Origin of the sequence: Corallococcus carmarthensis (assembly GCF_003611695.1) — a bacterium.
In the GTDB taxonomy this organism is placed as follows: domain Bacteria; phylum Myxococcota; class Myxococcia; order Myxococcales; family Myxococcaceae; genus Corallococcus; species Corallococcus carmarthensis.
The window spans coordinates 1-18,750 of the sequence record NZ_RAWE01000079.1; the positions used below are offsets into that span (position 1 = coordinate 1).

The 18,750-nt window shown below is 68.6% G+C and carries 22 protein-coding genes; 12 read left to right on the forward strand and 10 right to left on the reverse strand.

What is annotated here, in order from left to right; genetic code table 11:
• The first annotated feature begins 81 nt into the window (after positions 1-81).
• Positions 82-1,047 (forward strand): HPr(Ser) kinase/phosphatase, encoded by a 966-nt coding sequence (hprK, locus tag D7X32_RS21440; protein ID WP_120604430.1) that lies wholly within the window; start codon positions 82-84, stop codon positions 1,045-1,047.
• Entirely contained in the window at positions 1,044-1,907 is an 864-nt protein-coding gene (gene rapZ, locus D7X32_RS21445; RefSeq protein WP_120604431.1) for an RNase adapter RapZ, read from the forward strand. Before hprK ends, rapZ begins: the two co-directional genes overlap by 4 nt.
• A 30-nt stretch (positions 1,908-1,937) precedes the next feature.
• Here the strand turns inward: rapZ and D7X32_RS21450 are convergent, their stop codons facing one another.
• Entirely contained in the window at positions 1,938-2,786 is an 849-nt protein-coding gene (locus D7X32_RS21450) for an imm11 family protein (protein WP_120604432.1), read from the reverse strand.
• 182 nt (positions 2,787-2,968) lie between these two features.
• On the opposite strand from D7X32_RS21450, the gene D7X32_RS21455 reads away from it, so the two are divergent.
• On the forward strand, positions 2,969-4,123 hold the full coding sequence (locus D7X32_RS21455; RefSeq protein WP_120604433.1) for an ATPase, T2SS/T4P/T4SS family: 1,155 nt from the start codon (positions 2,969-2,971) through the stop codon (positions 4,121-4,123).
• Between the two features lie 13 nt (positions 4,124-4,136).
• Here the strand turns inward: D7X32_RS21455 and D7X32_RS21460 are convergent, their stop codons facing one another.
• From D7X32_RS21460 to D7X32_RS21480, 5 genes are all read right to left on the reverse strand, one after another.
• A complete protein-coding gene (locus D7X32_RS21460) occupies positions 4,137-4,574 on the reverse strand; it encodes a hypothetical protein (RefSeq protein WP_208752503.1) in 438 nt (145 codons plus the stop codon).
• Positions 4,571-5,413: a class I SAM-dependent methyltransferase gene (locus tag D7X32_RS21465; RefSeq protein ID WP_120604434.1), complete on the reverse strand. Its 843-nt coding sequence runs from the start codon at positions 5,411-5,413 to the stop codon at positions 4,571-4,573. Before D7X32_RS21465 ends, D7X32_RS21460 begins: the two co-directional genes overlap by 4 nt.
• Before the next feature lie 23 nt (positions 5,414-5,436).
• On the reverse strand, positions 5,437-6,075 hold the full coding sequence (locus D7X32_RS21470; protein ID WP_158625727.1) for a hypothetical protein: 639 nt from the start codon (positions 6,073-6,075) through the stop codon (positions 5,437-5,439).
• A 20-nt stretch (positions 6,076-6,095) separates the two neighbouring features.
• A complete protein-coding gene (locus D7X32_RS21475) occupies positions 6,096-7,115 on the reverse strand; it encodes a glycine zipper family protein (RefSeq protein ID WP_147450211.1) in 1,020 nt (339 codons plus the stop codon).
• 218 nt (positions 7,116-7,333) lie between these two features.
• Entirely contained in the window at positions 7,334-8,806 is a 1,473-nt protein-coding gene (locus D7X32_RS21480; protein WP_120604437.1) for a GspE/PulE/PilB domain-containing protein, read from the reverse strand.
• Positions 8,807-8,961: 155 nt separating this feature from the next.
• On the opposite strand from D7X32_RS21480, the gene D7X32_RS21485 reads away from it, so the two are divergent.
• The 9 genes from D7X32_RS21485 (at position 8,962) to D7X32_RS21525 (ending at position 16,420) form a co-directional block, all read left to right on the forward strand.
• Entirely contained in the window at positions 8,962-10,008 is a 1,047-nt protein-coding gene (locus tag D7X32_RS21485; protein WP_120604438.1) for an SPFH domain-containing protein, read from the forward strand.
• 12 nt (positions 10,009-10,020) lie between these two features.
• Positions 10,021-10,950 (forward strand): diacylglycerol kinase catalytic domain-containing protein, encoded by a 930-nt coding sequence (locus D7X32_RS21490; RefSeq protein ID WP_244239121.1) that lies wholly within the window; start codon positions 10,021-10,023, stop codon positions 10,948-10,950.
• 417 nt (positions 10,951-11,367) lie between these two features.
• Positions 11,368-11,790: a PTS sugar transporter subunit IIA gene (locus D7X32_RS21495; RefSeq protein ID WP_120604440.1), complete on the forward strand. Its 423-nt coding sequence runs from the start codon at positions 11,368-11,370 to the stop codon at positions 11,788-11,790.
• Between the two features lie 33 nt (positions 11,791-11,823).
• Positions 11,824-12,309, forward strand: a complete 486-nt coding sequence (locus D7X32_RS21500; protein WP_120604441.1) for a PTS sugar transporter subunit IIB — start codon at positions 11,824-11,826, stop codon at positions 12,307-12,309.
• A gap of 4 nt (positions 12,310-12,313) precedes the next feature.
• Entirely contained in the window at positions 12,314-13,033 is a 720-nt protein-coding gene (locus D7X32_RS21505) for a PTS sugar transporter subunit IIC (RefSeq protein ID WP_120604442.1), read from the forward strand.
• Complete coding sequence (locus D7X32_RS21510; protein ID WP_120604443.1) at positions 13,030-13,836, forward strand: PTS system mannose/fructose/sorbose family transporter subunit IID; 807 nt, start codon at positions 13,030-13,032, stop codon at positions 13,834-13,836. The genes D7X32_RS21505 and D7X32_RS21510 overlap by 4 nt, the downstream gene beginning before the upstream one ends.
• 34 nt (positions 13,837-13,870) lie before the next feature.
• Positions 13,871-14,149 carry an HPr family phosphocarrier protein gene (locus D7X32_RS21515; protein WP_120561227.1) on the forward strand — a complete coding sequence of 93 codons (279 nt, stop codon included), beginning with the start codon at positions 13,871-13,873 and terminating at the stop codon, positions 14,147-14,149.
• 43 nt (positions 14,150-14,192) lie between these two features.
• A complete protein-coding gene (ptsP, locus tag D7X32_RS21520; protein WP_120604444.1) occupies positions 14,193-16,001 on the forward strand; it encodes a phosphoenolpyruvate--protein phosphotransferase in 1,809 nt (602 codons plus the stop codon).
• Between the two features lie 92 nt (positions 16,002-16,093).
• Positions 16,094-16,420 (forward strand): hypothetical protein, encoded by a 327-nt coding sequence (locus D7X32_RS21525; RefSeq protein WP_120604445.1) that lies wholly within the window; start codon positions 16,094-16,096, stop codon positions 16,418-16,420.
• A gap of 58 nt (positions 16,421-16,478) precedes the next feature.
• Here the strand turns inward: D7X32_RS21525 and D7X32_RS21530 are convergent, their stop codons facing one another.
• The 4 genes from D7X32_RS21530 to D7X32_RS21545 all read right to left on the reverse strand — a co-directional run bounded on the left by D7X32_RS21530 (position 16,479) and on the right by D7X32_RS21545 (position 18,732).
• A complete protein-coding gene (locus D7X32_RS21530; protein WP_120604446.1) occupies positions 16,479-16,883 on the reverse strand; it encodes a hypothetical protein in 405 nt (134 codons plus the stop codon).
• Positions 16,884-16,924: 41 nt separating this feature from the next.
• Complete coding sequence (locus D7X32_RS46870) at positions 16,925-17,161, reverse strand: hypothetical protein (RefSeq protein WP_244239122.1); 237 nt, start codon at positions 17,159-17,161, stop codon at positions 16,925-16,927.
• Between the two features lie 428 nt (positions 17,162-17,589).
• Complete coding sequence (locus tag D7X32_RS21540; RefSeq protein WP_120604447.1) at positions 17,590-18,114, reverse strand: MgtC/SapB family protein; 525 nt, start codon at positions 18,112-18,114, stop codon at positions 17,590-17,592.
• Positions 18,115-18,126: 12 nt separating this feature from the next.
• Positions 18,127-18,732, reverse strand: coding sequence for an MXAN_6521/LA_1396 family lipoprotein (locus D7X32_RS21545; RefSeq protein ID WP_120604448.1), 606 nt, complete (start codon positions 18,730-18,732; stop codon positions 18,127-18,129).
• Positions 18,733-18,750: the final 18 nt, after the last annotated feature.

Sequence of the window (18,750 nt, forward strand, 5' to 3'; positions counted from 1 at the left end):
GGCTGTGGGGGAGGCGGGGGGGACGGCGGACACGGTGCGGTTCACCTCCGGAGGCCGGTGGGTGATATCCACGTCCTGACGATGAAATCCATTCGCATCTCCCAGCTCCTCGAGGACCAGGGCCACGACCTGCGGCTGACCCTGATGGCGGGCACCCAGGGGCTGGCGCGCACGGTGGACTCCTCGCGCATCCAGAAGCCGGGCCTGGCGCTGGCGGGCTTCACCGAACACCTCCACCCGCACCGCGTCCAGGTCTTCGGCAACACCGAAATCTCCTACCTGGCCACCCTGGCGGAGGACGCGCAGCACGCCTCGCTGGCCAAGCTCTTCAGCGAAGAGGACCTGGCGTGCGTGGTGGTCACCAAGGCGCTGGACGTGCCGCGTGCACTGGTGGACGCCTGCGAGGCAGCGGGCCTGTCGCTGATGAAGACGCCGCTGCTCTCCAGCGAGTTCATCCAGCGGGTGCAGAGCTTCCTGGAGGACGCGCTCACGGAGTCCAGCAGCCTGCACGGCGTGCTGATGGACGTCTTCGGCGTGGGCATCCTGCTGCTGGGCAAGAGCGGCATCGGCAAGAGTGAAATCGCCCTGGACCTGGTGATGCGGGGCCACCGGCTGGTGGCGGACGACATCGTGGACGTCACCCGGCGCAAGGGGGCCGTCTACGGCGCGGGCAACCCGGTCATCAAGCACCACATGGAGATTCGCGGACTGGGCATCATCAACATCAAGGACCTCTTCGGAGTGTCCGCCGTCCGGGAACAGAAGAAGATTGAGCTTGTGATTGAGCTGCAGGAATGGGATCCGCACCAGGAGTACGACCGCCTGGGCGTGGAGGACAAGCACCTGCAGATCGTCGGCGTGGACATCCCCTTGTCGGTCGTGCCGGTGCGTCCTGGACGCAACATGGCCACCATCGTGGAGGTGGCCGCGCGCAACCAGCTGTTGAAGCTTCAGGGCCACCACTCGGCGCGAGAGTTCGCCGAGCGACTCAATCGAGCCATCGCCCAGGGGGCGATGCGCCGCACCTTGGGAGAAGAGGTCGAGTGACCGCCCCCGCCAAGCAGATCATCGTCATCACCGGCATGTCAGGTTCCGGAAAGTCCACCGCCATCCGTGCGCTGGAGGACGCCGGTTTCTTCTGCATCGACAACCTGCCGGTGCTCCTCTTGCCCAAGCTCACGGAGCTGGCCGGCGGGGGCAACATCGAGCGCATGGCGCTGGTGGTGGACGTGCGTGAGGGCGTCTTCCTCAAGGACGCCCCCCGCGTGCTCGACGAGGTGCGCCGCGCGGGCCACCAGGTGGACGTGCTCTTCCTGGACTCCAGCGACGACAGCCTCATGCGCCGCTTCAGTGAGACGCGCCGCCGCCACCCGCTGGCCCCGGAGGGGACGGTGGCGGAGGGCATCCACGCGGAGCGCGAGGCCCTCAAGGACCTGCGCGAGCTGGCGGACCAGGTCATCGACTCGTCGGCGCTCAACGTGCACGACCTGAAGCGCATGGTGCAGGGGCGCTTCAGCCCGGAGCCCACGACGGGGCCCAGCCTGTCCATCATGTCCTTCGGCTACCGGTACGGTGTGCCGCCGCAGGCGGACCTGGTGTTCGACGTGCGCTTCCTGCCGAACCCGTACTTCGTGCCGGAGCTCAAGGGGCTCACGGGCAAGAACCCGAAGGTGGCGGGGTACGTGCTGGAGCGCGAGGAGACGCAGCAGTTCCTGGAGAAGGTCGTGGACCTCTGCCGCTTCCTGTTCCCCCGCTACCAGAAGGAGGGCAAGGCGTACCTCACGGTGGCGCTGGGGTGCACGGGCGGCAAGCACCGCTCGGTGGCGCTGGCGGCGGAGATGGTGCGCCGGCTATCCGCGGACTACGGCCGCGTGCAGCTGTGGGACCGGGACATCGAGAAGGAGTAGGGCGCCGCGCCGCCTTCCGGACCCCGGCCTTCAGTGCCGGGTGTCCGTGACGGGCGTGAAGCGCGCGCCGGTGACGCCTTCCTTCTCCAGGGCCTCCTTCACGGCCTCGGAGACGACGAGGGTGACGGGCCAGCCCCAGGGGCGGAACACGCGGGCGCGGCCTACCTGATTGGGGTCGATTCGCAGCCCCCGGACGGAGCGGTACTGGCCCACGCGCGCGGGGATGCCGTCGCCGGGGCCGTAGTGGTGGATCTCCAGGCAGGCGGCTTCGTCCACGCAGCGGATGAGGCGCGTGGCGACGACGAGGAAGTACGGCTCCCGCTGGCCCTCGATTCTCACGGGGATCAGCTGCACGTCCTCCGGGGCCATGCGCGCGAACACGGCGGCGACGCGCGGGTGCACCACGGGGGTGAGGCCGGCGCCGGCGAGGCTGAAGTCCAGCGGGGCGGCCTTCAGTTCATTGGGGATGTGGAGGGGGCCGGGCGGGTCCACGGGGCGCCCGGCGGTGAACGTCCACACGTCGCCCACCACCTTGTCCTTCCGGTCCAGCGGATCGCCGGGCTCCCAGCGGCCGGGGGCGCGGAAGTCGTCGTGCAGGTCGTAGAAGCGGGTGGGGGTGACGCTGCCGCGGCGAGCCGTCTTGCGGTTGCTGCCGTGCGGAGTGGCCCCGTGCGCGACGATGCGGACGGCCGGGCGGCGCGGACGGCTGGTGCCGTGCCGGGCCTGGGGCGAGGGCTCCTCCGCGACCGACGCGCGCGAGCGCCGGGGCGCGGCGGCGGCGGGTTCGGAACCGCTTGCCGGGCTCTGCCGGTCCGGGGGGCTGCTTTCGGAAGGGCGGTGCCACAGCCGTCGCAGCGCGTTGGTGAGACGCCTGAACATCAAGCGATGTTACCCAAGCGCCTGCTGGAGGGGAGCCCCTCCCGTGGGGCTTCCCTGCCCGTTCTCAAGGCAGGCCGGCAGCCGTCCTGGCGTCGCGGGTGCAGGGACGACGGAATGGGGCGTCCGGAGCCGCCGCTTCGGGCGTGGCCGGGCCGCGATGGGCCATGCCATGGTCCGCGCCCATGACTCCGAGCCCGAAGTCCGAAGCCCCCGCCACGCCGGAAGCCGTGTTCGCCAGCCTGCTCCAGAAGCTGGGGGAAGCGGGCCGGGCACCGTCTGGAGCGGTCGCATCTCCGAAGACGCCCGAAGCGTTGGCGGCGGCCCTCTTCGACGTCGTGGGCAGGGCAGGGGCGGCGATGTTCTCCGTCTGGGCGGCGGATGACACCGACAGCGTCGCGGACGGTGACGAAGACGCGGACGGTGACGAGGCGGATGCGGGGGTGCCCGGGGAGCGGATCATCAACGCGGGCATCACGCTGTTCTTCATCGCGAAGGACACGCCAGGCACGGTGGGGCTGCTGGGCGCGGAGCGGGTGCCGGTGCGTCAGCCCATGGCGTACGCGCTGTATCCGTCGCTGGGGAAGGCGCTGGCGGCGTACGCGAAGCGGGGCGCGGATCCGGTGATGCCCGACCGGGGGCGCGTGACCTTCCCGGTGGGAGCGGCGGATCCGGACCTCGAGTTCCGGGTGTCGTTCCGCGAAGACGCGCTGGGCACCTGGACCACGGCGCTGGCGAGGGACCGGGAGACGCGCCACGCGTACCCGAGCCTCTCCACCCTGCCGCTCTCCGCCGAAGCAGCGGCGTTTCTCACCGGGCACTTCAACCGCCTGGACAAGTCGCTGTTCAACGGCCAGTTGGTCCTGCTCACGGGTGCATCCGGCACGGGCCGCAGCACGACCCTGCGGGCCGTGATGGATGCGCTGCCCGACAACGTGCACGCGTTGGCGGCGGTGGAAGAGCCGAAGGGCGGGCCGGGAGGTGCCGTCGGCATCGTGAAGGTGGGGCCGGAGCTGAAGGTGGCGCAGGCGGTGCGTTCATTCCTGCGGCAGGACCCGGACCTCCTCTTCGCGGACGAGGTGCGCACGCTGGAGGACATGCAGATCCTCTGCAACGGAGCGCTCACGGGCCACGCCACGGTCTGCGTCCTGGAAGCGAAGACCCCCGAGGAGGGCTACGCCTGGCTGAAGGAGGCACTGCCGGGGGTACCCATCTCTTCGCTCATCGTGCACCACACGCGCGACGCGGCGACGGGCGCGCTCGCGATGACGCTCCATGAGACGAAGCCCACGGAGGACGGCCAGGTGCTGCACGTCGTTCCGTGGACGCCCGGGCAATGATCAGTGCTTCGATTCAGCGTGAGGCCTGACGCCTGACCGGCTTGTTCAGCTTGCGCATCACCGTCCTCTTCTTGGCGAGTGGGGGCGCGGTCTTCTTGGGCTTGGGTTCCGGGAAGAGGGTGCCGACGGTATCCCTCGGTACGCCGTACTCGAAGCGGAACGGAGAACCCGCGCCCAGGGGGATCCAACCTGCCGCGAGCGCCCTCCGGATGATGTCGCGGACCAGGGCTGGAGTGACGCCGGTCTGATGCGGGGAGAGCCAGTTGTCCGGGCGGCTGACGCGCAGGTCGACGACGAGCACGCGCCGGGGGACGTCCGCGCTGGCCTGGATCGCCAGGAGCATGGGCGTGTCGGCGACTCCCTGCGAATACGTGGGCTTCTTCCGGATGCGCCAGTCGTAATCGGTCTCACCGAAGCGAACCCGGCGGCTGCCCTTCTTGGGAATGCTCACGCCGCGCGATCCTCCCGGATCGCCGTCAGTTGCCGCATGCCCCAGCGCAGCGGAACGCTCCCATCCGAGCGCCGCAGCGGCTCGACGGCCTGGAGGAACGCGGCCTCAAGTGACGCCTGGGCCGCCGGAGACAAACGGTCCGCGTCATACGTCGTGAGCAGCGACTCCCAGACCTCACGAGGTGGCCCATCGCCCTGCACGGAGAGGGATCGCACCGTGACGTCCGCGAAGCCCGCGCCGAAGAGTCCGCGCAATCCATCAACGGAGCGGACACGCGGGTCACCCAGCCGCGCGGGCGGAACCGCCTCCTCGCACAGCAGGGGCCTCAAGAGCTTGGAGAACACCTCCAGCGCCTCACCCCGCACCATGTCTCCACCCACGACGATGGACACCCGTCCGCCCGGCTTGAGCACGCGCCGAAGCTCCGCGAGCACGGTCTCCACGTCATCCATCAACATCAGCGCCAGGTGGCTCAGCACCACGTCGACACTGGCCTCCCCGAGCGGAAGCGATTGCGCCCGCCCCTGGATCAATGTCGCCGCACCGTTCAACCGAGCCTGTGCCGCGGCGAGTTCATGCGCGCTCATGTCGAGCCCCACCAGCGACAGCCCAGGCTGCTTCCTTCGAGCAAGCAGCTCCATCAGGTGCCCATCGCCACAAGCCAGGTCGAGCACCGTCAGCGCGCGCTCATCCCGAGGCACCACTGCTTCCAGCAGCGCATAGCTCGAAGGCGCCGTTTCCCCGTCCCACTGCACCGGAGCGGAAGCGAACCACCGCGAAGTCACCCCCGCGAGACGCGCATGGAAGTCGAGCAGGTAGGACTCGGAAGGGGAGGGCATGGGTACCTTCAGCGCCGGGTGGCTCAGGAGAACTCCATCAACCAGGAGCGCCATTCCGATGGGGCTTCCCAGCGTTGAGTGTATTGCTGTCGCTCGGCCGGTGGCAGGCTCCGCCAGAACGAAGACCAGACATGAACAAGCCAGTACTCTCCATTGCCCTGCCGCCATCCTGAAGACGTGGATTCGTACCCGGGAAATGCCTTCCAGGGGGGCACCATGTCCCCGGTCTGGTTGAGCTGCCGGGTCTTGGAGAGAAACTCTGCGTTCAGCCCGATCAGCGAGAACTGGCAGACCCATTCGCTCCAGACGTTCACCTGGACCAGGAGCTGCGCTTCATCCTGACGGCCATGCTCCTCACAATGAGGAACCCCTTCGAGGATCTGTTCTCGGCGAAGGAACCCCAACCATCCTGGGGGAGCATGGACTGTCAGGAACCGCTGCACGGGTCGCAGGCAGACGCAGCACTCCTGGGGAAACGCCAGCGAGTGCTCCGTCCGCCAGCGCTCCAAAGCAGGGACAGTCAGGAACATCTCCGCCTGCCGCAGCAAGGGATAGCCCATGAAAGCCAGGCTCGTATCGCTCATGGGCAGGAGCTGCTCTTGCGGACGGACCGAAGATTTCTTGAGTCCGAAGACACGTTGGATCTGTCGGTCCAGATTCATGATCCCCAAGAGTCAGGCCGCTAGTTTTCGTCGATGAAGTCCGCCACCCAGTCTGCTCCGAAGTACCCTGCCGTTCCAACGATAAGTGCCCCCGCGAACCCAGTCAGAATAGCTCCTGGGCCCGTTTCGACTCCCAGCGCGGCACCAGTCAACGCGCCAACCTTCATCCCTGCGACGGCCGCTGCCCACCCACCGACCTGGCGAATTCCCTCTGCGGTGATGGGCTTGATGGAGCCCTGCTTCACGGACTTCACCGTGGCCTTGCCGACGTCATAGACCGTGAATGCCAGGCCAATGACCTGGATGGCTTTCAAGCTTCGGGCCGCGGTCATCGCATGATGGCTTCGCTTGATGGCTGAAGCGGGTACGCTGCCTTCCATCAAGACCTCGCCTTCCATCACGATGGCCTTCCGGAGCTTGTCGATGCGGATACGCCAGTCAGGATGGGCTTTTTCAAGATGTGCGAGATCCTCCAGGATGGCCTCTGTTGAATGGATCTTCACCCCTGCGGCTGTTGCTTTCTTGATGTCGATGTAGGCGGGGCGTCCCGTGATGTTGGGGGCACCACCTCTGTGGGTGCTCGCCGAAAGGAATCGGCTCTGGTTGTGTCCCAGCGCGTGCTCTCCCAACGAGAAGGGGGCATTGGGATTGGGAGGCCGCATGCCGAAAATCTCTGGATTCGCCAGGGCGTATTGCGCCTGGCTGGGACCCGGAAACTCAAGCACCTTCCTCACCACCTTTCCGGAAGTGACGGTTTCATCCACGACGACAAAAAAGAAGGCCCTCCACTTGTTGTCGTCCAGAAGGGTGTTCTTGGACTGCTTGCTCTGCCTTGCGGCGCTGGCCTCTTCCTGAGCCAGGGGGAGGAGCACCCTATCTCCGACCTTCAGCCATCCTCGGCGCGGATGCCCTGGTGGGAACCGGCTCATGATGAGTGAGTTCCGCTGTTCAAGCGCAACCATTTGAACCCGGTAGTGCTTGGCGATAAGCCACAGCGAACTCAGACCGTCTATTTCATTGACCACATGAGCGCTGGGCATACGCACCTCCGCAATGGCAAACCAAGGGTGGGCCAAAGGGGGGCGCAAGGCAAGGGTGGTAGGTGTCTGAGTTCCTGGTGCTTTAGAGACACCACTTCAAGGGATGAGTGGTCTCTGGCCACCTCTCCGGTTCTTCCTTTGCCAACCATGTCATTGATGGCTATCGACTGACGCCATGAACGCGCGTGTGCCGGAGGTCCTCCAGGCCAAGGCCGTGCTCAGCGCCGGGGCTTCTTCTGTCCCGCGTTCGTGGCTTCAGCGGTGAGGGCCAGCACGGAGTACAGGTTCATCGTGTAGACGCTGTTCTCCGGCTCCAGGTCCGAGGCCTTCTGGAAGAAGGCACTGGCGCGCGTGTAGTCGCGCTGGTGGTTCAGGATGATCATCCCCATGCGGTTGTAGAGCGGCGCGGGTTTCTGCAGCAGCGCGATGCTGCGCTCCAGCAGGTCCAGCGCCTCCGCTGTCTTCCCCGCCTGCTCCAGCCGCACGACGCGCTGAAGCACCTCTTCCTGCGCGTCCTCCGTCCGGGGCGCCGGAGCCGGGGACACGGCAGGAGGCTTCGCCGTCAGTGCCGCCCCCAACGTGACGGCCGGCATCGGCGCCTGCGGCCGGGCCCCCGGTGCACGGGCCGCCCCCGCCTTCGCGGACGGCGGCGACTTCGGCTCACCCCGCCCGAACACGGGCGTGCCATCCCCCGAGAACGACGTCTCCCCCGAGGACGACGCCTGCGGCCGGCTGAACGCGGGTGCTCCATCCCCTGTGAACGACGCATCCACCGAAGCCAGCGTGCCCACCAGCTTCGTCACGCCGCGCTCCGACAGCGACTCGAACACCGCGCGCAGCTCCAGCTCCGTCACCTGGGTGATCATCGCCATGTCCGACAGCGCCGTGCGCCCGTCCACGAACGACAGCACGTACGCCTCGAACGGGCTCAGCGGCCGGTTCACCAGGTCCAACCCCGCCACGATGACCGGCCGCACCGGAGGCCCCTTTCCCTTCGCCGGGCCCTGGGCCTGCGCCTGGAACGACACGACCCGCGTCGCCTCCTGCTGGGGCGGACGGGGCACGCCGCGCGCTCCCGTCTGCTCCGGCTTCGTGAGCAGCGCGCGCACCAGCGACACGTTGTCCCGGGGCGGCAGGTCCTCCAAGCTCCGCACGAGCAGCAGCTCACAGCGCGCGCACTGGAAGTCCCCCGGCTTGCACGACGCGCCACAGTGCGGACACACCAGGTCCTCCGGCGGGTGCTCGAAGGCGTGCGCGTCCGCGTAGTAGTGCTTGCGGATGGCCGCGCGGATGGACCTTCGCACCGCCACGAACGGCAGCACCTGCGCCACGCCCACCGTCTTCGCGATCTCCTCCAGCGCCCGCTGCCGCTGCGGCTCGGAGATGGCCACGTACAGCGCGTCCTGCACCAGCCGCAGAGGCATGAAGTCGAAGCCCTCCGCCAGCCGCACCGGCACGCGCTCCAGCAGGCCTGCGTCCACCTTCGCCTGCGCCAGCTTCTCCGTGGACACGAAGCGCGTCTTCAACTCCTGCGCCAGGAGCCGCAAGACGGGCGTCTCGTCCACGCCCAGCCGCACCAGGCACTCGCCCAGCTTCAGCCCCGTCTCCTGCTGCCGCGCGAGCGCCCGGGACAACAGCTCCGGTGTCAGCACTCCATCCAGGACCAACTGCTCCCCGAGCTTGCGCGTCATACCCCCGATTCAAGGACGCCCGGCCCCACCCCGTCCACCGGCATCCACGCCACCTACACCGCTTTCTCCCATTCCTCGTTGCGAACGTGTACTGATGACACTAAGATGGTGTCGAAATTACACAAACAAACGCAGCAGGTGAGGGGGATGCGCGGATGTTCTTCGGGTACATGAAGTCAACGCCGACCACGTACGTGATGCAGTACCGGGACGGCGAGGTGGTCCGTGAAGGTGCGGGCCTGTCCTTCCTCTATTGGAAGCCGGCGACGACGCTGGTGGCGGTGCCGCTGTCGAGCGCGGACGTCCCGTTCGCCTTCAACGAGGTCACCCGCGACTTCCAGCCGGTGACGCTCCAGGGACAGCTGACCTACCGGGTGGAGGATCCGCGCCGGCTGGCGGGGCTCTTGGACTACTCCATCACCCCGTCGGGGCGTCACCGCTCGGACGACCCGGAGAAGCTCGCGGACCGGCTGGTGCAGGCCGCGCAGGTGCGCGCCCGCGCGGTGGTGCAGTCCCTGAGCCTGCGCGAGGTGCTGGTGCAGTCCGACATGCTGGAGGCCCGGGTGCTGTCCGCGCTGGCGGAAGCCGAGTCCGTGAAGGCGCTGGGCGTGCACGTGATGGCCTTCTCCGTGCTCTCCATCGCACCCACGCCGGAGATGGCGCGAGCCCTGGAGGCCGCCGCGCGCGAAGGACTCCAGCGTGAAGCCGACGAGGCCATCTACGCCCGCCGCAACGCGGCCGTGGAGCAGGAGCGGCGCATCAAGGAGAGCGAGCTGGCCACGGAGCTGGTGGTGGAGGAGCGCCAGCGCCAGATTCGCGAGGCGAAGATGGCCGCGGACATCTCCGTGGAGGAGCAGCGCGCCGCCCTCATGGAGCGCTGGGTCCAGAACGAGCGCCAGTCCGCGGACGCGCGCGCGTACACCCTGGAGAAGACGCTGGAGCCGGTGAAGGGGGTGGACTGGAAGACGCTCCTGGCCACGTCCGCCAACGGCGCCGACCCCGCGCTCCACATCGCCCTGGCCTTCCGGGAGATGGGCGAGAACGCGCAGCGCATCGGCGAGCTCAACGTGTCGCCGGACCTCCTGCGCTCGCTGCTGCCCTCGGACTCCAGGCACCGCGACAACGCCCCGAATCCCGGCCAGACCCGGCCGAACAAGCCCGGCCGCTCGGACGTCCACACCTTCGACCCCCGCGACCGCTGAGGCCCCAGAAAGATGAACGCCATGTTCGAGAAGGTGGTGCTCGTCACGCGCAAGACGCGGCTGGCGGACCTGGTGGTGCGCTTCAACACGAAGAAGCAGGCCAAGTTCTACGTGGAGCGCAACAACCAGGACTTCAACGCCTTCGAGGCGGAGGACGACACCTACCGCCGCGCGGTGGACGGCCTGCGCTCCCAGCTGGACGTGGGACTGCCGGTGCAGCAGGTGGACCGCTCGCTCGTGCCCACCTTCCTCTTCACCGGCAAGGAGGTGGTGGTGACGGTGGGGCAGGACGGCCTGGTCGCCAACGTGGCCAAGTACGTGGGCAGTCAGCCGCTCGTGGGCGTCAACCCGGACCCGGCGCACTTCGACGGCGTGCTCCTGCCCTTCCTCCCACGCGATGCCCGGGGCGCGGTGCAGCGCACGCTGGAGGGCCGCGCGAAGGTCCGTCAGGTGCAGCTCGCGGAGGCGCGGCTCCAGGACGGCCAGCGGTTGCTCGCCTTCAACGACCTGTTCATCGGCGCGCGCACGCATGTGTCCGCCCGCTACGAGGTCCGCTACGGCGGCAAGGAGGAGTCGCAGTCCTCCAGCGGTGTGCTCGTGTCCACCGGCGCGGGCTCCAGCGGGTGGCTGTCGTCCGTGTTCGCGCTCGCGCAGGGGCTCACCCGCTGCACGGGCGGCACGCCGGGGAAGCCCTGGACGCTCGGTTGGGAGGACGCGCGGCTCGCCTTCGTCGTGCGCGAGCCCTTCGTCAGCCGTCACTCCAGCGCGGACATCGTCGGCGGCTTCGTCACTGCGCGTGAGGAGCTGGTGCTCGAATCCCGCATGCCCCAGGGGGGCGTCATCTTCAGCGACGGCATGGAGGAGGACTTCCTCACCTTCGGCGCCGGCGCCACCGCCCGCATCCGGCCCGCCGAGCAGAGGGCTTGCCTGGTCGTCCACTGAGACACCGCACCCGATGCGACAGGTCCCAAGAATCCGGGACGCCCCGAGTACCGTTGGACCTCGCGGGCCCTCCCGGGATTTCTGGGTGATACAGCCGCTCCCGTGCGACGGCTCGGCTGGCTTCCTACCCACCGAGCGGGGACGCCGGACTCGTCCCGGAGGGCACGCACCGTCCGGGCGCAACGGGCATCTCAATCAGTGTGGGGAGACCGCGCCCGGTTCCCCGTCCGGCAGACGACACCCTGTCCCTTCCCCGGACCTGAAATTCCAGGCATGGTGGGCGCAGTCGCCTTACCTTCGAAGCGTAGTCGTTGGGGCAGTGGTCCTAGGTGCAGGCGGAAAACTTCGCAGGAGTTGCGTCCGGTCGTTGATGGGCGTAGGACGCAAAACTCCCGGGAAGTTGCTCAGGGGTGATCAATGGTCGGCCTCGTCATCGCATCGCACGGTCGTCTCGCGGATGAGCTTGTCTCCACCGCTGAACAGATCGTGGGCAAGCTGCCCGCCGTGGCTACGTGCAACATCGAGCCGGGGGCCCCTGTCGAGGACCTCCGCGTCAAGATGAAGCAGGCGGTGAAGGCCGTGGATGAAGGGGACGGTGTCATCATCATGGCCGACCTCTTCGGAGGTACCCCCTGCAAGGAATCGCTGATGATGTGTCAGCGGATGAATCTGGAAGTCCTGGCCGGCGTCAATCTGCCCATGCTGCTGAAGGCCAACTCGCTCCGTTCGGAGCAGATGGCCCTGTCGGACATGGCCAACCAGCTGGCGTCGTACGGCCAGCGCAACATCACCTGTGCATCCGCCCTGCTTCGCGAGGCCCAGCAGCAGCCGCGAACTTGACGGACCCGTACGGGTCGGCGATTCGAGACTGCCGTGATCACCCTGGTCCGCGTCGACAACCGCCTCATCCATGGTCAGGTGGTCGAAGCCTGGCTTCCCCACCTCAAGGTGTCCCGTGTGGTGGTGGCGGACGATGAGGCGGCCTCCAGTCCCCTCATCCGTGCCGCCATGGCGCTCGCCGTGCAGAGCGCCATCGAGGTGCAGATCCTTCCCCTGGCCCAGGTGGACTTCGCCGCCCTGTCCAAGGACGGCGTCCGCACCCTGGTGCTCCTGAGGGACATCTCCTCCGTGCCGTTCGCCTTCCAGCACGGGCTGGCCATGGACCAGCTCAACCTGGGCAACGTGCACTTCGGTACCGGCCGCCGGCAGGTGTCGCCGTCCGTCTTCCTGGCGGAAGGCGAACTGCAGGCCCTTCAGCAACTGTCCGCGCAGGGCGTGCGCGTGGAGGCGCGCGCCGTGCCCGCGGAGAAGTCCGTGGACCTGCCGGACCTGACCGAGCGCTGGTCGAAGGCCGGGTGAACCGGTGAACGTCGGCTGGACCCAGGTGGCGCTCGCGTGTCTCTGGGGCGGCTTGGTGGCCGTGGAGCGCAAGGCGTTCCTTCAGGCCATGCTGTCCCGGCCCCTGGTGGCCGCCACGTTCATGGGCGCCCTCCTGGGTGACGTGGGCGGGGGCCTGTCCGTCGGCATGCTGTTGGAGCTGTTCTACCTGGGCACCGCCAACCTGGGCGCCTCCCTGCCGGAGAACGACACGCTCGCGGCCACCGGCACCGCCGCCGCCGCCGCCACCCTCACCGCCGCCACCGGCGCGGGCTCCACGCCGGCCATCTGGTCGCTGGCCGTGCTGCTCTTCATCGGCCTGGGACGGGTGGGGCGCCGGTTGGACCGGCTCCTGGAGGGCTACTCCGCCCGGCTCGCGCGCGTGGCGCTGGCGTCCGCGGAGGCGGGCAACCTCACGCGCGCCATGCGGCAGAACCTGTGGGGCATGTGGCCGCACTTCGTGTCCTACGGCGCCATCACCGGCGCGTGCGCGCTGGCCGGCTACTTCCTGGAGCCGCTGATGATGGCGCTGCCGCACCCGCTGGTGCGGGGTCTGGCGTGGGCGTACCCGGCCATGGCGTCCGTGGCGGCCGCCATCGCCGCGCAGTCGAGCCACGCGAAGCGCGCGCCCCTGTACGCGGGCCTCGCCGCGGCGGCCGTCACCGCGGCGGTGGTGCTGGTGCAGCTGCAGGAGCAGCGGCCATGACGACGCAGCCGACGCCCGACCCCGCGTCCGCTCCCTCCTTCACGCCGCCCGCGCGGCTGTCGCGGGGCACGGTGCTGCGCGTCTTCCTGCGCTCGCTCTTCCTCCAGGCGTCGTGGAACCCCAAGGGGATGCAGAACCTGGGGCTCGCGTACGCCGTCTACCCCGCGCTGGAGCGGCTGTACGCGCCGGGCCCGCAGCGCGAGGCGGCGGTGCGCCGGCACCTGGTCTTCTTCAACACGCACCCGTACGTGGCGGCGGCCATCGTGGGCGGCGTGGTGAACCACGAGCAGAAGATCGCCCGGGGGGAGGAGACGCCGGACCGCGTGGTGAGCTTCAAGGCGGCGCTGATGGGGCCGCTCGCGGCGCTGGGGGACGGGTTCTTCTGGCTGTCGCTCAAGCCCGCCGTGGGGGGCCTGTGCGCGGCGATGGTGCCCTTGCTGGGCGTCTGGGCGGTGGTGCTCTTCCTGGTGCTCTACAACCTGGTGCACCTGCTCCTGCGCATCCGGCTGTACTGGTTGGGCTTGAGCCTGGGGGACCGGCTGGTGGAGGCCGTGGCGCGGGTGAACCTTCCCGCCAAGGGCGCGCGGCTGAGGGGCGTGACGGCGGCGAGCGCGGGCGGGCTGGCCGCGTGGCTGGCGGTGAGCTTCGGGGCGACGGCGGGGGGCACCTGGGCGCCGTTCCTGGCGGTGGGGTGTCTGGCGGTGGGCGTGTTGGCGTACGTGCTCGTCAACCGGCGCGTCCCCACCTACATGGTCCTCTACGTCGCGGCGGGATTGGCCTGCGCGGCGGGCGCCTTTCTGTGAGTACGAACAGCTGTGAGAGGTAGGGAGTCGCACGATGGCCAGTGAAGCCGAGGGAACCTTCGAGATCATCAACGCGCTGGGGCTGCATGCCCGGGCCGCGGCGCAGATGGTCAAGGTGGCCAACCGCTTCAAGAGCGAGGTCTTCATCAAGGCCTCCGGGCAGCGCGCCAACGCCAAGTCCATCATGGGCGTGCTGATGCTCGCGGCGGCCCAGGGCACCCAGGTGACCCTCACCTGCAAGGGCGAGGACGCCGAGGCCTGCCTGTCCGAATTGAAAAAGCTCATCGAGGACCGGTTTGGCGAAGCGCAGTAAGGGTCGAAAGGGGAGTTAGACTCCCTGCGAGGTCTTGAAAACCGTGAGCAGCCAGGCCACCCCTACACTCAGGTTGACGGGCATCGGCGCCTCCCCGGGCGTGGCGGTGGGCCACGCCTTCATCCTGGACCGCAAGCGCATCCGCACCCCCAAGCTGCGTCTGGCGGACGCGGAGGTGGAACCCGAGCGGATGCGGATGAAGACCGCCATCGACCTGTCCGACCGCCAGCTCGCGGAGCTGAAGGACCAGATCACCCGCACGGAGGGCAGCGACCACGCCCTCATCCTGGAAGCGCACCGGCTGATGCTCCACGACCCCATGCTCGTGGACGAGGTGAACCGCCTCATCGTCGAGGACCGCATCAACGCGGAGTGGGCGGTGCGCCGCACGGCCCGCAAGATCAAACACCTCTTCGACAACATCCCGGACGAGTACTTCCGCGAGCGCCGCTCCGACGTGGACTACGTGGCCGACCGCATCATCCGCAACCTGATGGGCCAGGTGGTGGATGAGGAGGTGGAGGTGCCCGCGGAGGCCATCGTCGTCGCGCACGACCTGCCGCCCGCGGACGCGGCGATGATGGCGCGCAGCGGCCGGGTCGCGGGCTTCGTCACCGACCTGGGCGGACAGACCAGCCACACCGCCATCGTCGCCCGCGCGCGGGAGACGCCCGCGGTGGTGGGCGCGGGGCGCGCGAGCGAGCAGATTTCCCCGGGCGACCTCGTGGCCATGGACGGCACGCGCGGCGTGGTGCTGGTGAACCCCACGGAGGACCAGCTCGCGCTCTTCCGTGAGGAGCAGCGCCGCTACCTGGAGAGCGAGCAGCTGGCGCTGGCCACGAAGGACCAGCCCTCGGTGAGCACGGACGGCTTCCGCATCCGGCTCAACGGCAACATGGAGTTCCTGGAGGAGATCCCCTCGCTCCTGGCGCACGGCGCGGAGGGCATCGGCCTGTACCGCACGGAGTTCATGTTCCTGGACCGCAAGACGGCGCCCACGGAAGAGGAGCACTACCGCGCCTACAAGCAGGTGCTGGAGGCCATGGGCGGCCGGCCCGTCACCATCCGCACGCTGGACCTGGGCGGCGACAAGGTGCCGGGCAAGACGAAGCACGAGAAGGAACCCAACCCGGCCATGGGCCTCAGGGCCATCCGCTACTGCCTGTCCAACCGGGAGCTGTTCCGCGTCCAGCTGCGCGCCCTGTTGCGCGCGAGCGTGCACGGCAACCTGCGGCTGATGTTCCCGCTCATCTGCGGCGTCAGCGAACTGCGCGAGGCGCGCAGCGAGCTGGAGGCGTGCCGCACGGCGCTGGGGCGCGCCGGAGTGCCGGTGGGCAAGCGCTTCCCGGTGGGCATCATGGTGGAGACGCCCAGCGCGGCGACCATCGCGGACCGGCTGGCGCAGGAGGCGGACTTCTTCTCCGTCGGCACCAACGACCTCATCCAATACTCGCTCGCCATCGACCGCCAGAACCGCGAGGTGGCGTACCTCTACCGGCCGCTGCACCTGTCGGTGCTGCGCATGCTCCAGAACATCGTGGACGCGGCGAAGAGCGCCAACATCCCCGTCTCCATGTGCGGCGAGATGGCGGGCGACCCGCTCTTCACCCTGGTGCTCCTGGCACTGGGCTTCGACGAGCTGTCCATGACGTCCGGGCAGATTCCGGTGGTGAAGCGGCTGATGCGCCGGGTGAGCCGCAGCGAAGCGGTGGAGATGCTCCAGGGTGCGATGGAGCTGACCACCGCGGAGGAGATTGAACGCTTCGTGCGCACGGAGATGGACCGGCGCTTCAGCGGCCCGGAAGGCGCGCTGCTGTCGTCCGTGCGCGACATTGAACCTGAGTCCATGTAGGGCCCGCTCTCCTCGGGCTGAATGAGGAGAGGGGGTCGCCGTTTCCAGGCTGAGTGCGCACTTTCTCCGGACACGGATGAGGAGGCAGTGGCGTGTTCAAGCCAACGGACATTCAGCGGGGCATGACGGTGCGGGACCGGGACGGCGAAGCGCTCGGTGGCATCGTCGCGGTGGATCCGCGCGGGTTCACCATCGGCAAGGGGCGCATCTTCGAGCGGGAATACCCGGTGCGCTTCTCCGACGTCGCGGACCTGGACGGGGATGACGTCTACCTGCGCCGGGACCTGGCCAGCCTCCCCGGCGCCGTGCTGGCCAAGGGCGCGCTGGAGCTGGAGGACGACACCTGCCACCCGGACACGGTGAACCGGCCGGTGGCCTACACACACGACCTGACGGGCGCGCTGGTGCCCATGGAGTAGCCGGTGGCTTCGATGCCGGACCGCATGGGCCGTGAGGGAGCTGGCGCTTCCTCGCGGCTCATTCGCGTTTGAGGATGACCCCGTCGTCGCTGACGGCGTAGCTGGCGCCAGCGTCCATGACCTCCGACTTGAGGCCGCAGCGTTCCTCTTCCAGCGGCGTGAAATGGATGAAGGTCATCTTGTCGCCGCGCTTGACCCAGGCGTCATAGGTCGAAAGCCGGAACAGGCATTGGGTCATGGGGTCCGCGCCGCTGGGCGCGTCGCGCCCCGGGGGCATGAAGTCATCCATCGCGATTTGAAGGGCCTTGAGCTGGGGGCCCTGTACGGTGGTGGAGTCATCCGTGCGCCATTCCGGGAACTGGATGCCCTGCGCCACGTCGGGAGGAGCCACGGGTGCCGGCCGGTGAAGGTGCATGCATCCCGACGCCGTGAAGAGCAGCACTGTCAGGCCCAGCCGCTTCATGTGTCCTCGCTCTCAAAGGGCTTCGCCCGCGAACTGTAGGGTCACTGCCCGCGCAGGTCGTCCGTGATTCGCTTCACGGGAACGAATTGACCGTCCTCGAGGAAGAAGACGGTCCGTTCCTGGAAGTCATAGAGGCGCACTTCACACACGGGGTTGAACATCAGCCGGAAGTCATAGCGCTGCGTGCGCGCCTGGAGATCCTCCGGCGAGAACCCCGTGATGGCGGGATGGCTGTGGTAGTCCGCATAGATGTTGACCGTTTGTGCGTCGGGGTCCACGACGCGCTCCGGTGGCTTGCAGGACTACCTCCCGCCCGGCAGGGGCAGCGGATGGCTGAGTGTCGAGGGGTAGCTGGCATGGAACGATGACTCGAAGTTCCGTTGATAGATGACCCCGCAGTACTCCTGCCCTTCGCGCGTGTTTCCTGCCGTGGCACCGGGCATCTGTCTCACCGCCTTGCAGAGTTCGGGGGCCAGGGTCATCAGGCTGTCGAAAGGGCCCACCATGGGACCGGCGACAACGAGACGGCGCTCCGCATCGAACCAGAACCGCGCAGATCCTCCGCCCGCGCATCCCAGCACCGAGGCCAGGAGCAACCGCGCCGCAGTCCCTCCTCGCGAAACACCCTTGGGGGGAGCGCGCCTGGGCTGTGTGTTCATGCCCTGAGGCTAACGGCCGTGTCTGACCTCCCCTCGTGCGCCGCGCCTCACTCGGGACGGGACTCCTCTTCACGCGAGGGGGGCCCGTCCTCGTCGTTTCCGTCGCGGGGGCGCCGGCCGTGGCGCCCTTCCTGCGGCGTCAGCATGCGGGACACGGGGCGCAGCACCACCAGCGACAGCAGCGCCAGGGCCACGGTGGCGCTGGCGGCCACGTAGAGGCCCAGCCCGCAGGCCAGGCCCACCGCCGCCGTCACCCAGAGGTTCGCCGCCGTGGTGAGCCCCCTCACGGAGGTCCCGTGGCGCAGGATGACGCCCGCGCCCAGGAAGCCGATGCCCACCACAATCTGGCTGGCGATGCGGCTGATGTCCGTCTGCGTGCCGTTGGGGTTCGCGCCCGTCCGGAGCAGCTCCTCCGTGTACACGCTGGAGAGCGTGAAACAGCACGCCCCCAGCGCCACCAGCGTGTGCGTGCGCAGTCCCGCGGCCTGGCTGCGCGCCTCGCGCTCCACGCCCAGCACGCCGCCCAGCAGCGTGGCCAGCACCAACCGCCCGATGAGGACTTGAGGATCCACCGGGGGGCGAAGCTACTCGCCCAGGTCGATCTTCTCGTCCTTGTCCGTCTCGTTCAGTTCGGGATTGGGCAGCGTGTCCAGCGTGGCCACCAGCAGCTTGTACGAAGGCACCACGTAGGGCTCCACGTCCGGGCCCAGCTCCTTCACGTACTGCTCCTTGCGCTCCACGTACTTCTTGTCCTCGGAGTCCCAGCTGCCGCCCGCCTCCGCGGCCCAGACCTCCTCGCCGTCGCGGCAGCGGATGAGCTGCGCCTTCAGCGCCACCTCCGCGCCCTCACCCACGCGCTTCACCGTGGGGTCCAGCCACAGCACGCCCTCGATGCCCTCCACGCACTGGTCCTTGAAGGTCGCGTCCGTGGGGCGCTCGGGGAGGGACGTGTTGGCCTTCACCAGGTAGTCCCGGTTCTGGTTCAGCCACTGCCGGGCGATGAGGCTCCACAGGTCGCCCACGTACTGCTGGCCCTGCGGGAAGGGCTGCGTCACCACCGCCAGCCGCTTCACCTGCTGCCGGTCCACCGTCGCGTAGTCCGGGCGCAGCCGCTGGCTCTTCACCGTGCTCGCGCAACCCGTGAGCACCATCAGACCCAGCACCGCGCCCACCCGCTTGAACGTCCCCATGGCTTGAAGCTCCCGAAG